14 protein-coding genes are annotated in these 12,859 nt (G+C 70.0%); 7 read left to right on the top strand and 7 right to left on the bottom strand.

The features are described from left to right. Positions 1–115: 115 nt before the first annotated feature. Positions 116–1,456, bottom strand: coding sequence for a helix-turn-helix domain-containing protein (locus F4553_RS25390; protein ID WP_184839964.1), 1,341 nt, complete (start codon positions 1,454–1,456; stop codon positions 116–118). A 210-nt stretch (positions 1,457–1,666) separates the two neighbouring features. Between F4553_RS25390 and amcB the strand changes: the two genes are divergently transcribed. The 6 genes from amcB to F4553_RS25420 all read left to right on the top strand — a co-directional run bounded on the left by amcB (position 1,667) and on the right by F4553_RS25420 (position 6,251). Continuing rightward, positions 1,667–2,776, top strand: a complete 1,110-nt coding sequence (gene amcB / locus F4553_RS25395; RefSeq protein ID WP_312875358.1) for a cyclophane-forming radical SAM peptide maturase AmcB — start codon at positions 1,667–1,669, stop codon at positions 2,774–2,776. 12 nt (positions 2,777–2,788) lie between these two features. Then, positions 2,789–3,001, top strand: a complete 213-nt coding sequence (gene amcA, locus F4553_RS25400; protein WP_184839966.1) for a multiple cyclophane-containing RiPP AmcA — start codon at positions 2,789–2,791, stop codon at positions 2,999–3,001. A 62-nt stretch (positions 3,002–3,063) separates the two neighbouring features. Further along, positions 3,064–3,678: a pentapeptide repeat-containing protein gene (locus F4553_RS25405; protein WP_184839968.1), complete on the top strand. Its 615-nt coding sequence runs from the start codon at positions 3,064–3,066 to the stop codon at positions 3,676–3,678. Then, entirely contained in the window at positions 3,675–4,562 is an 888-nt protein-coding gene (locus F4553_RS25410) for a protein kinase family protein (protein WP_184839970.1), read from the top strand. Before F4553_RS25405 ends, F4553_RS25410 begins: the two co-directional genes overlap by 4 nt. Positions 4,563–4,720: 158 nt before the next feature. Further along, complete coding sequence (locus F4553_RS25415) at positions 4,721–5,605, top strand: helix-turn-helix domain-containing protein (RefSeq protein ID WP_184839972.1); 885 nt, start codon at positions 4,721–4,723, stop codon at positions 5,603–5,605. Between the two features lie 64 nt (positions 5,606–5,669). Next, the gene (locus F4553_RS25420) at positions 5,670–6,251 is read left to right on the top strand and encodes a dihydrofolate reductase family protein (protein ID WP_184839974.1); all 582 of its coding nucleotides are present in this window, start codon (positions 5,670–5,672) and stop codon (positions 6,249–6,251) included. 21 nt (positions 6,252–6,272) lie between these two features. Here F4553_RS25420 and F4553_RS25425 read toward each other — a convergent pair whose 3' ends face one another. The 6 genes from F4553_RS25425 to F4553_RS25450 are packed head-to-tail and all read right to left on the bottom strand — an operon-like array spanning position 6,273 to position 11,421. Next, positions 6,273–6,716 carry a pyridoxamine 5'-phosphate oxidase family protein gene (locus F4553_RS25425; protein WP_184839976.1) on the bottom strand — a complete coding sequence of 148 codons (444 nt, stop codon included), beginning with the start codon at positions 6,714–6,716 and terminating at the stop codon, positions 6,273–6,275. Between the two features lie 31 nt (positions 6,717–6,747). After that, entirely contained in the window at positions 6,748–7,182 is a 435-nt protein-coding gene (locus F4553_RS25430; protein ID WP_312875359.1) for a YdeI/OmpD-associated family protein, read from the bottom strand. 51 nt (positions 7,183–7,233) lie between these two features. Then, entirely contained in the window at positions 7,234–7,812 is a 579-nt protein-coding gene (locus tag F4553_RS25435) for an RAD23 family protein (RefSeq protein ID WP_184839978.1), read from the bottom strand. 17 nt (positions 7,813–7,829) lie between these two features. Beyond that, entirely contained in the window at positions 7,830–8,651 is an 822-nt protein-coding gene (locus F4553_RS25440) for an ECF transporter S component family protein (RefSeq protein WP_376776250.1), read from the bottom strand. Continuing rightward, a complete protein-coding gene (locus tag F4553_RS25445; protein ID WP_184839980.1) occupies positions 8,648–10,267 on the bottom strand; it encodes an ABC transporter ATP-binding protein in 1,620 nt (539 codons plus the stop codon). Before F4553_RS25445 ends, F4553_RS25440 begins: the two co-directional genes overlap by 4 nt. Then, positions 10,264–11,421: an energy-coupling factor transporter transmembrane component T gene (locus tag F4553_RS25450; protein WP_184839982.1), complete on the bottom strand. Its 1,158-nt coding sequence runs from the start codon at positions 11,419–11,421 to the stop codon at positions 10,264–10,266. The genes F4553_RS25445 and F4553_RS25450 overlap by 4 nt, the downstream gene beginning before the upstream one ends. A gap of 359 nt (positions 11,422–11,780) precedes the next feature. Here F4553_RS25450 and F4553_RS25455 point away from each other — a divergent pair, with 359 nt between their 5' ends. Next, positions 11,781–12,809, top strand: a complete 1,029-nt coding sequence (locus F4553_RS25455) for a prenyltransferase/squalene oxidase repeat-containing protein (protein ID WP_184839984.1) — start codon at positions 11,781–11,783, stop codon at positions 12,807–12,809. Positions 12,810–12,859 lie beyond the last annotated feature (50 nt).

Consider the following 12,859-nt stretch of genomic DNA (forward strand, 5'->3'; position numbering starts at 1 on the left):
CGCATACCCATTCACCTGGGTATGCGCCCTCAATCGATACGGGGCAAGTAATGTCCCTCGATATGATGTTTGTCAAGGGATCTCAGCGCCAGTTGAGGGTGCATCGCCGTCTTGATCAGACGGCGCCGATCAAATTCGCGAAGCTGCGTATGCCTGCCATGCCTGTCCGGCCTTCGAGAGTCAGGAGCTCGCGAGCGAGTTCCTGAGCCCAGGGACGGTAACGAATTTCCTGTGGAGTGTCTCGCTCTGCGTTGAGAAGGCTCTGGTATGCGGCTTGGTGCTTCCCCCGACCGTTGAGTGCCAGGGCGGTGTCTTCCCAATAGCGGGCGCGTCGCTCGGGCGAGGCGATCTTAGTGGGATCCACGAGGCGGGCGTACTCGACGGCGGTCCCGTAGTCGCCGAGCATCCTGGCCACGCTGATCTTGTAGACGGCGACCTCGATCATGTTGAAGCGTTCGCCGCTTGAGGCACCCACTTGACGGGCGGCGGCCTCGGCTTCGACCATGAGCGTCCAGGCGGTGTCCCGATCGTCGCGCATGGCTGCGGTGTAGGCCGAGGCCGCGAGGATCTGCCCGTACAGGGCACTGCTGGCGGCATCGGGCAGGCCGGTGTCGGCGTGGAGTCGGCGGGCAGTGTCGAGCGTGAGCCGCTGGGCGCCGTCGCGGTGGTGGGTACGGCGCATGACGGTCGCGGCGAGTCGTTGTGCTTCGGCGAGGATGATCGGGTCGTCGGCGTTGCGGGCGGCTTGGACGGCGCGGTCGGCGGTCGACCAGGCCATGCCGTTGTCGTGGAGCTTGATCAGCAGCTGGGTGGCGATCGCGTACGCCTGGGCGAGGCGGGCGGCGGCCACCGGCGCCTCGGTGATGCTTGCGGCGTCACGGCCCGCCGTGGCCCGGGCGAGCAGGCGTGGCAGGCGACGGGCGAGCTGGGTGTAGCGGGTGGCCCGGAAATCGGCTCTGGCTGCGGCGAGCTGGGCCGCAAGCTGGTTGCCGGGGATCGGCGCTGCGGTGAGGTTGCCGAACAGGACGTCTTCGACGGTGTCGACGAGGCCGTGCGCGGCGGCCGGAGCTGGCATGCCGGTCAGGGTGATCGCTCCGGTTACCACGGCTGCGGTCGAGGCGATCAGGTCTCGTCGGCGCATATCGTCACCACCTTCATCGACATCTGTGCCAAGGCTAGCGGTGTCGTTGTCTGCGGTCGATCGCGACAACCCGAACAGGTGCGCCGGGATCGCGAACAGCTCCGCCAGTCGGCGAAGTTCCTTCACGTCCCAGGTGCGTCTCGGGTTGGTTTCCATCCGGCTGAGCGTGGACGGTGACACGGCGGCCAGCCCGGCGGCCTCTTCCAGGGTCATGCCCGCAGCGGTGCGGGCCACCCGCAGAACAAAGCCGTAGTTCCCGGCTTGGGCGGCTTTCGCGACGTTGGGTATCGCCGTCCACTCGGTGTCGATGCTCAATGACCACCTCCTCGCGCGAAGCGGCGGAGTTCGAGCGTGACCGATGTTTGCGGCTTGTGCAAGCACCTTGCACCTTCGGCCTCATGTCTTCAGACAAGACCGCGCCACCGGTGTGCTGTATGCACCCCATTCCCCTGCATGACAAGGAGAACCGCCGCGATGGCCATGCCGGCATCAGCCACTCCCGCGATCCGGGGCCGAGAAGGAGGCGTGACCCAGCCGAGCCTGATCTCGCCACAATTCCGTACCCTGATCACGCAACCCACGACGCTGTGCAACCTCAACTGCGGGTACTGCTACCTACCCGCCAGGGACAAGCAGATCCTGATGCCCGTGCGGGTCGCGCAGCGTCTTGCCGAGTCGGTCGTCGAGCAGAACGGGGCCGATGTGGTGGAGGTGGTCTGGCACGGCGGCGAGCCGCTCACCACACCGATCGCCCATATGCGAAACCTCCTCGACCCGTTCGAGGAGCTGCGCCGTGACGGCCGGATCGTGCACGTGGTCCAGACCAACGCCACACTCGTCGACGACCGCTGGCTCAGTCTCATCGGCGACTACCAGATCAGCGTCGGTGTATCGATCGACGGGCCCGGCGACCGGTTCAACGCGGACCGCGTGGACTGGGCGGGCAAGCCGTCCACCCGCAAGATCATGCACGGGGTGCGGTGCCTGCGCGCTGTCGGGGTGCCGTTCAGCGTCATCTGCGTCGTCACCGCCGACACCATCACCCGCGCCGACGAACTGCTCGCGTTCTTCGCCGACTTGGGCTGCGAGTCGGTGGCCTTCAACATCGAGGAAATGGAGGGACTCAACGCCCACCGCCGCCAGGTCACCCAGGACGAGGCACAAGCGTTCTGGGCACGGCTGTGGCAGCTGCAGCCCGACTACCCCGACCTTCACATCCGCGACCTCGACCGGCTGCGCGGATTCATCGCCCGTACCCGCGACGGCTGGACCTTCCCACCAGAGGCGAAGTACGAGCCGATCCCGACCGTCGCCACCACCGGGGACATCGTCCTCCTTTCACCGGAACTGCTGGGCATCAGGTCCCCGGACTACCGGAACTTCGTCGTCGGCAACGTGCTGGTCACCTCGATTCCCGCCATGCTGGCCACGATGCGCGAGCACCGGTACGTCGCCGAGTTCGAGCGCGGCCTGGCCGCCTGCCAGACCGCCTGCGGATTCTGGGAGTTCTGCCGCGGCGGTGCTGCCGCCAACCGATTCTTCGAACACGGCTCGTTCGACGGCACCGAAACCGCCTACTGCCGCAACACCCGCCAAGCCGTGGTGCTGTCTGCCGCGACACGCATCTCCACGTAGAAGGGATCCGCCATGAGCGCACTTCTGACCCTGCAGCGCGCCGACGCCGACGCGCTGGAACGACTCGGCATCACCGCCACCACCCCGGTAGTGGGCGAGCCCACCGCCGCCAAATTCGACAACCGGCCGACCTGGGACAACAAGACCGGCGGCGGAGGCTTCGACAAGCGCCCCTCCTGGGACAACTGGGACAACCGCAACTTCGACAAGTCCACGAAGAAGTAGCACGCTCGTCGGCGGCCCGCACCTGCCGGGCCGCCGCCCCTTGCCCGCCTAAGGTGGCATCCATGGAGTTCCGCACGGTACGCGACCTGAAGATCGCGTGCCCCGGTGACGAGCCCGACGACCTCGATCCCGCCAGGCGCGTGCCCGCCGCCCGGACCACGATCAGTGAAGTGCTGGTCGCTGGCGAGGTGTGGAAGCGTGCCGAGATCACAGGCGTGACGATCTCCCGGTCCTGGTTCGTCGACGCCGACCTCTCCTCGGCCCGCTTCGACGGCGGCACCCTGGACCGCTGCATCCTGCGCAGGTGCAACCTCATCGGCGCACACCTCGACGGCGTCACCCTGCGCGACGTTGTGTTCGAGAACTGCCGCCTGGACTACGCCTACTTCACCGATGTCAAAGCCGCCGGCCCGGTCGCGATCATCGGCTGTTCGATGACCGACACCATTCTCACTGCCGGCAAACTCAGCACCGTCGCGTTCGACGGCTGCAAACTGGCCGGAACGACCTTCGACGGCACCGACCTGCGCGGCGCAGATCTGCGTGGCAACGACATCACAAAGCTCACCGCTGGCACCGCTCTACGCGGCGCGATACTGAGCCCCGCTCAGATCCCCAGCCTGACCGACCTCTTGCTCGCAGAGCTCGCGATACAGGTCAAGGCCGAACACCGATGACCGAGCCGGGCACAGCTCAGCTTCCCGCTGATATCTCCCTCCCCGGCACCGTGGTTCAGGCCGAACCGGTGACAGAAGCCACGGGCAGCCAGGTCTGGCGGGTCACCCTCGATGACGGCCGCGTCCTGGCGGTCAAGTTCGCCGACGAGAGCGCTGACTCGTTCGGCATTACGCGGAGACTTGCCCGCCGCGAAGCTTCGGTCCTCCGTTTGAAAGGCGAGCAGGACCGCTACCTGGTCGCATCGGGGGAAACGCTCGACGGGTCCTGGCTGGCCACCGTGTGGCAGCACGGCCCGACACTGTGGCAGCGCTGGATGCCGGTCCTGGGCGGAGGCAAGACAGAACAAGCCGGTTCGATCCAGGCGACTCGCCGGACCGCCTCACTGCTGAACGACCTCCACGCGCAAGGCTGGCGCCACTGCGACCTCCAAGGCAGCCACATCTTCATCCCCGACGACGAGACCACCTCTTTGATCGATTGGGCGCACGCGCAAGGACCCGAGGAGGTGCAGCCCGAGGTGCCGTTCCGCGGCGGCTACGCCCACCTCAACGCACCCGAGATCGCGTCCGAGCTGCTCGTGACGGCCAACACCCATCACGTCGAGATGACCCCGGCGGCCGAGGTCTACGTCCTCGGCGCAGTGCTCTACTCGGGGTGGACACGCCAGTGGCCACGCGACTACCGCGGCGCCAACCCAGCCGACCTGCGCGCTCCCGACATCTACGAGGCCATCGCGGACCCAGCGACACTGCAGCCAATGCCAGGCGGTTGGCCATCAATGGCTGCACTGCTCGCCGCGATGCTCGATCATCATCCGGCCAACCGGCCGACCATGGACGAGGTGCTCGGCGCCCTGGTCAGCCAGTGCCAGGTGGGTATGTGAGCGAGCGGCGATCTGGGATGACCATGAGCATCCCAGAAGAGGCCGAAGGGCCGCCCAGAAGACAGGCCGCAGCGGGGCGAACCTGCCACCGGAAGGCATCATCTGGCGACATGAGGCAGCATGACACGTACATGCGAGGGCGCTCATCCAATCGTCGGATGAGCGCCCTTGATCGTCGGCGGGGTGTCGGCGAGGCTGTGGGCGTGGATTACGTGTCCAGACTGCCGCGACCGCCGCTGGACGGGCTGATCGACGACCTCTACTACCTGGAGGGTGCGCCGCCCTACGCCCTCCTGACGCTGCCGCCGATGCCGGGGGCGCTGCTCATCGTCAACCTCGGGGCGCCGTTCCGCATCCGTGCCGGCACCGAGATCAAGATGGCCGAGTACTCCGACGGCTGCGTGATCACTACGCCCACCCGGGCGTTCGACTTCGGCTATCCGGTCCGGACCCGGTCCGTCGGCGTACACGTCAAGCCGTGGGGGCTGGCCCCGTTCCTGCCGATGCCCGCGGCCGAGCTGTGCGACCGGCCGGTGACGTTGGAGCAGGTGTGGGGTCGGCCCGCCGTCGCCGAGCTTCGAGACCGGCTCGCCACGGCGGACGGACCGCACGGGATGCTGACGCTGCTCGAGGCGGAGCTGATGCGACGGCTGGGCGAGACCGCCGGGCTGGGGCTGGTCCGCCATACGAGCCGGGTCATCGCCTCGGCCGACGGGGCGGTGGCGATCGGCGACCTCAGTGTGGCGGCCGGTGTCAGCAGCACTCGTCTGGCACGGCGGTTCCGGGAGATCATCGGCGTCACGCCGAAGCGGCTGGCCCGCACCCACCGCTTCGCCGCCACCGTCTTCGCGATCGACCCCGCCGGACCGATCGACTGGGGCGGCCTCGCCGGTGGCGCCGGCTACTTCGACCAGGCCCACTTCGGCCACGAGTTCCGCGAGTTCACCGGGCTCACGCCGACCCGCTACCTCGAGGTCCGGCGGCGGTTCCTGCGCGAACATCCCGGCCACGCGATGGACGGCTGGCCGCTGCCGGCCGATTGATTTCTTACAAGAACCGCAGCTCACGACACGCTAATTTGGGGGTACCCAATGCAGAGGAGTGCCCGTGGGCAAGGTGGTCATGAACGGCTCGGTCTCGGTGGACGGCTTCATCGCGGACGAGAACGACCAGCCCGGACCGCTGTTCGACTGGTTGACCAGCGGTGACATCCCGCTGGACCCCAGCGGTGTGCTGAAGGTGTCGCAGACCTCCTACGACCACACCCGGCCGTACTGGGACCAGATCGGGGTGACGATCGTCGGCCGCCACGTCTTCGACATGACGGACGGCTGGGACGGGGAGCCTCCGGGCGGGATCGACCACGTGGTCGTCGTGACGCACCGGCCGGCGCCCGAGGGCTGGGACCCGGCAGCGCCGTTTCACTTCGTCGACGGTGTCGAGGCGGCCATGGCCAAGGCGCAGGAGCTCGCCGGTGACCGCATCGTCGAGGTCGCCGCGGGTGATGTCGGCGGCCAGGTGCTCGCCGCGGGCCTGGTCGACGAGGTGCGCATGGACGTGGCACCCGTGGTGTTCGGGTCCGGCAAGCGCTACTTCGGGTCGGTCCACGCACAGCACCTGTTGGCGGACCCGGACGTGGTGATCCAGGGCGACCGGGTGCTTCACCTGAGCTATCGGGTGCGCCGTTGACCTGGCCGAGCGCCGTGACCGCTATGCCAGCCACACACCGTCGACCATCAGCTCCCGTGCTGCGAGCTCGTTGACCTCCCGCCAGGCCTGGATCAGTTCCGGCCGGATCCGGAAATACGGGTAGTTGCGCTGCTTGCGGGGGTCGAACCCGGTCTTGACCGCGAACGCGTCGGCGACCTCGTCGGTGAGCGCGTCGGCGACGACGGCGGATCCTTCGATCAGGACCACGTCGCGGGTCGTCCCGATCGTGAGCCGGACCTGGCCGCCGTCGCGGAGATTGCGGGCCGTGGGGTTGCCGGCCGCCGTGGAGATCAACAGGGTCTCGTCGTCCCATAGGAACGACAGCGGCACCAGGTAGGGCGTACCCGCTCGGTCGGCGGTGGCCACCCAGGCGTCGACGTCCTCGTCGAGGCGGCGCCGGGTGTCCTGAATGCGCTGCGCGAGCGGTCGGGGCGGGGCGGTCATGGCGTCAGGCCTCCGGTCGGGATGGGTTGGGTCAGCCGCGCAGGGCGGCGATGGCCTTCTCGATACGCAGTCGGCGCGTCTCGGGCTTCTTCGCGCTCTCGATGGCGCGCACGTGCTCGCGCTTGTGGCTGTAGGCGAGGCTGTCGTAGGCGGCGCGGGCGACCGGGTCGTCGTCCAGCGCCTGGGCGAAGTCGGCAGGCTCGACGACGACGCGCGGCTCGGTGTCGAGCTCCAGGTCGACCTCGACCTCCTCGCCGATCGCGACATCGGCGGCCTGCCGGTTGGCGTTGCTCAGACCGAGCAGGTGACGGCCGCGCATGATGGCGACCCGGCTCTTCCAGGAGTGCCCGTTGACCGTGATGGTCACTGGCGGCCGGGCACCCCCGCCGAGCGCCGCCACCACCTCGGGCGGGACCTCCAGCCCGCGCATGGGCTCGGGCGGCTCGACGACGGTGCGAAACTTCACGACCTGCTCCTTTAGTCTGGGTGGTGCTTGCCGGTGCTCCAGATGTAACGGTCAGTGCCCCGAGGCGGTGTTGGCGATCGTGCCCCCGCAGACCGATTCGTGGGTGATGAGCGCAGACACCGGCATCTCCCACTCGCCCGTGCCGGGAAGGCCCTGGATGACTGCGAACATCTGGACGGGCTTCGGCTTGCCGCCGAACGCCATCTCCTCGATCGGCGGCAGCGTGAAGACGTAGGCCTGCCGGTCCCGGTCGAACGCCATCTTCACGTCGCCCTGATAGCTCGAGTCGGCAACGCCGAAGGAGAGGCGGACGACATACTCGCCCGGCTGGTAATCGGGGCTCGTCACGGCCACGGTCACGACGGGCCGCTCGGGGGCGCTGGGGCGGCCGCAGTCGAGAACGGTGATCCGTTCCGGTGTCACCGTCACGGACCGGATCCTCGGCGGCTGTCGAGTCGGGCCGGCGGCGGGGACCGTGGCACTCGCCGCCGGCCGGGCCGCGTGCGACGGGCTCGGCGGTGCGGACGTGTCCGTGGCCGGTCCGCTGATGCATCCGGCCGGCCCGGCGCCGAGCAGGGCGGTGCCGATCACGGTGAAGGCGAGGCGACGGTAGTGATCAACACGGAGCACCGGCCGATGATAGATGCCTAGCCGGGCGGCTGCTGCCCCTCCCGGGCAGGTTCGAAGACCACCGCCGGCTCGAAGTTGGCCCGGCGCGCCGCCCGCCGGAACGCGTGTAGTACCGCCGGCCCGGCGAGCACGACCAGCACCGCGGTGGTGATCGCCCGCCCGGTGTCCCACCCGAGCGACGTGACGCTGAAGAAGGTGAGGTACCGCTGCAACTGCTCCAGGATCGGCAATCCGGGCTGGTAGGCGATCGAGCTCGTCGGGTCGAGGGAGAACGGCCAGAACGACAGGTTGAGCAGGAAACCGAAGAAGTACCCGGCGAACCCGGCATAGGCGGCGAGCATCGCCAGCTCGGCCTTCCCGCGCAGGCGCGGCAGCAGCCCGGCGAACATCGCCACCCAGGCGCAGCCGAACATCTGGTAGGGCATCCACGGCCCGACACCCCCGGTGAGCAGCGCGGACGCGAAGAGCGATGTGCAGCCCAGCGCGAAACCGAAGCCGGGCCCGAAGACCCGCCCCGCGAGCACCAGCACGAAGAAGACCGTCTCGATCCCGGCCGTGCCGGCCCCGAGCGGCCGGAGCGCCGCGTTGATCGCGGAGAGCACGCCGAGCATCGCCAGCGCCTTGGCGTCGATGCGCCCGTCGGCGATCTCGGCGAAGATCACCGCGAGGATGATCAGCAGCAGCACGCCGAACATGAGCGGCGGGGTCTGGTTGGAGGCGAAGGTCCCCGGCGCGACGACGAAGGGCCAGAAGAACGCGACGAACCCGAGGAACGAGGCCATAGTGATCGCGGCGATCGCCCGGGCGGGAACGCGGACGGCGACGGTCGACGTGGTCACGCGGCCGCCTCCCCGTCGGCCAGCGCGGCCCTGACCTGCCCGAGGGTCAGGTAGGGCAGCGGGGCGAGGATCTTGGCGATCTGTGGCGCGAAGGTCGGCGACGCGGTGAGCACCGCCGGGGCCGGGCCGTCCGCGACGATGTCGCCGTCGGCCATGACGACCACCCGGTCCGCCGTCGTGGTGGCGAACTCGACGTCGTGGGTGGCGACGACGACCGCGCGGCCCTGCGCGGCCAGGTCGTCCAGGGTCCGCGTCAGCGCCGCCTTCGCCTGATAGTCCAGGCCGCGCGTGGGTTCATCCAGGAGGAGTACGCCGGGAGTCACCGCCAGCTGAATCGCGAGCACGAGCGCGAGCTGCTGCCCGGCGGAGAGGTCCCGGGGATGCCTGGCACCGTCGATCCCCGGTGCGATGGCGTCGAGCAGCCCGCGTGCGGTGCCCGGTGTCGCGCCGTCCCGGTCGGCCTGCCCGAGCTCCGCGTCCACGGTGTCGAGGTAGAGCAGGTCGGTGGCGTTCTGCGGCACCAGCCCGACGAGCTTGCGGGCCTGGGCGGCCGAGACCTTGCCCGGATCGGAGTCGCCGACCGCGACGGTTCCCCCATCCCGGCGACCCGATCCCTGCAACGCCCAGAGCAGCGAGGACTTCCCGGAACCGTTACGCCCCATCAGCGCCGTCACCTCGCCCCGGCGCAGGGTCAGGTCGACGCCGCGGACGGCGATGACCTGCCCGTGCCGCACGATGATCCCCCGGGCGGCCAGAGCGACCTCGGGCCGACTGTGATCGGGGCGGTGCGGGCCGGTCGGCACGGCGGGAAGCCGCTCGCGCAGCGCCGGGGCGTGCCGTCGAGCGTCGCGTACGGAGAGGGGCAGCGGCGACCACCCGGCGAGGCGGCCCAGGTGGATCACGGGCGGCGCGACACTCGACTCGGCGAGCAGCGCGGCCGGTGCACCACTGTGGACGGTGCCGTCGCCGGGCAGGTAGATGAGCCGGTCGGCGTAGGGGATGACCCGCTCCAGGCGGTGCTCGGCGATGATGACGGTGACACCGAGGTCGTGCACGAGCCGGGTGATCGCGGCGAGCACGTCCTCGGCACCGGTCGGGTCGAGGGCCGAGGTCGGCTCGTCGAGCACGAGCACCCGGGGGTGCGGGGTCAGCGCGGCACCGATCGCGACCCGCTGCTGCTGGCCGCCGGAGAGCTCGTGCACGCTGCGGTGCCGCAGGTCGGCCAGGCCCAGCAGGTCGAGGGTCTCCTCGACGCGGGTACGCATCACGTCGCCGGGCAGGGCGAGCTGCTCCATGCTGTAGGCGAGCTCCTCCTCGACGGTGTCGGTCACGAACCCCGCAGCCGGGTCCTGGCCGACGACGCCGACGAGGTCCGCGTACTCCCGAGGGGGGTGGTTCGCGGTGTCGCGACCGGCGACCGTGACGCGACCGGCGAGCGTGCCCCCGGTGAAGTGCGGCACGAGCCCGTTGATAGCCGCGAGGAAGGTCGACTTGCCGGAGCCGGTGTGGCCGACGACGAGGCACAGCTCGCCCTCGTCGATGCGCAGGTGCACGTCGCGCAGCACGGCGCGGGCGGCGGCGTCGTAGGTGACGCTGACGTGCTCGAATCCGATCACGGGCGGGCTCCTGCGGTGGTCTGGTCGGCGGCCCGGCGCGGCGCGGGGAGTGCGGGACCGGTCCGGTGCCGCGGCGGCGGTGGCGGCGAGGCGAAGGCGGCGAGCGCCGCGACGAGGATCGCAGCCACCGGCAGGATCGGCAGTGTCGGCCACTGCAACGGGTAGAGCGAGGGGTTCAGCGCCGCGGGGTCGTAGCCGGTGCCGAGGTTGAGGACGAGCGCGGTGACGAGGCCGCAGCCCGCGACCGCCCACTCCGGCCACCGCCACGGATCGGGCCGGTAACGGCTGCGCGAGACCCGCCGACCGCCGAGGGCGATGCCCGCCGCGCAGAGCACCAGCCCGGCACCGAAGCCGACCGCGCCCAGCTCGCGGGGCACGCTCGGGTCGAGCAGCGCGTAGACGCCGATGCAGAGCGCGGCCATCCCGCTCAGCATCAGCAGGCCGGTGAGCCGCCGCGATCCCCGCGTGGCGCTGCCGGTGCGGCCGTATCCGCGCGAGTCCATCGCCGCGGCGAGACGCAGGGACCGGTCGAGGGCGTCGTGCAGGACCGGGATCGCGATCGAGCGTAGCGCCCGGAATCCCTTGGCGCGCCCGGCTCGCAGCCGCCGCGCCCGTGCCACCCGCTGCACGCTCTCCACGAGCTGCGGCGCGACCGAGAGCGAGACGGTGACGGCGACACCGAGTTCATAGAGGGCGCCGGGGAGGATCCGCAGGGCGCGCTTGGGATTGGCGAGGCTGTTGGCGGCACCGATGCAGCAGAGCAGGCAGGCGAGGCGCAGGCCGTCGACGGCAGCCGAGAGCGTCGCCTCCAGGGAGACCGGGCCGCCGACCTGGACCCCGGCGTACCAGTCGGGTGTCGGCAGGTGCGGCAGCTCGAAGAGGATGTGGTCCTCGGGGGTGATGCCCGAGGCGAAGATCGACCGGAAGACGATCCGGATCGCGATGACGATCAGCGCCATGAACAGGTAGTAGCGGAAACCGCGTGCCCACGGCGCATCCGTACGCCGAGCTGTCACGACGAGGCCGAGGACCGCGAAGATCAGCAGCAGCAGGAGCGGGTTGCTGGTGCGGCTCGCGGCGGTGGCGAGGGCGATCGCCCACAGCCACCACGCCACCGGATGCAGGGCACGCGGCAGGCGGGTGGTCACGCTCATGCCGACTTCCCCTGACTGCTGAAACGGCCGCCATCGGACCACACGCGGGCGGATGGCGTCAACGCGGGCGGGTGTCACGTGTGCAATAGGCTGCGACGTTGACATCACCGCCCGCATACGGGCAGAGTGAGTGCCGCTCGACAACGTCATAGATTCGCATGCAGGGGAAGTCCGGTAACTTCAGTCCGGCGCTGGCCCGCAACGGTAGATCGCAGGCAACCCCTGTGATGAGCCCGATCACCTGCATGCGGATGGCAACTCCAGTCTCCCGTCGTGGCTCACGGGGACCGAGTCCCAGACCTGCCGCTGGTGCGGTGGTGTTTGCCTGCTCGTGTCCCGCGGGCCGGAAAGGCGCCACCATGCGCATAACCCCACGCCACCTGCTCGCCGCCGCGTTGACGGCTGCGGCGCTGGTCCTGCCGGTCGCGGCACCGGCCGCTGCGGCCCCCACCCTCAACCGGGCGGACGCCGCCGCCGGTTGGCTCGCCCGCCAACTGGTCGACGGCGAGCGGTTCGAGGTCGTCTTCGACGGCGTCACCTACCCCGACCAGGGCCTCACCATCGACGCGATCTTCGCTTTCGCGGCCACCAAGACCGGCGGCACCTACGCGTCGAACGCGATCGGCTGGCTCGCCGAGCCCGGCATCCGCACCGGTTACATCGGTGACGGCACCGACGAGGCGTATGTCGGCGGCACCGCCAAGCTCGCCCTCGCGGCCCAGGTCACCGGCGCCGACGCCACCGCGTTCGGCGGCGTCGACCTCATCACCCGCCTGCGCGGGCTCCAGACACCGTCCGGGCGGTTCTCCGACCAGTCCGCCTACGGCGACTACACCAACTCGTTCACCCAGTCCTTCGCCATCCTCACCCTCGACCGGACGGCGGCGGGTGCACCCGCAACGGCGGTCAGCTACCTCGCCGGGAGCCGGTGCGCCGACGGCGGCTACCCGCTCTACCTCGAGCAGGCCACCTGCGTGAGCGACGTCGACGCCACGGCGCTCGCGACGCAGGCGCTGATCTCCGCCGGTGACCTCGTCCACGCGTGGCCGGGCCTCACCTGGCTCGTCGGGCAGCAGCAGCCGGGCGGTGGATTCGCCACCTACGGCACCGTCAACGCCAACAGCACCGGGCTCGCCGCCGCCGCTCTGCAGACCGGCGGGCGCCTGCTCGCCGCCGCGAAGGCGCGGGCATTCCTGCGCTCGCTGCAGGTCAACTGCTCGGGGCCGGTGGCCACCCGAGGCGCGATCTCCTACACCACCGGCGCCTTCGACCCCGCAACCGCACCCCGCGCCACCGCCCAGGGCGCGCTGGGCCTGGCCGCAACGGGCTACGCAACCCTCTCCCTAACCGGCGCGACGCCTTCAGCACCCACCCTCGCCTGCCCCTAAAATCCCGTTGATCAAGGGAAGACTCGCCGCGAATCGGACACCCCGAATGG

The sequence above is a fragment of the Allocatelliglobosispora scoriae genome, from assembly GCF_014204945.1.
Classification (GTDB): domain Bacteria; phylum Actinomycetota; class Actinomycetes; order Mycobacteriales; family Micromonosporaceae; genus Allocatelliglobosispora; species Allocatelliglobosispora scoriae.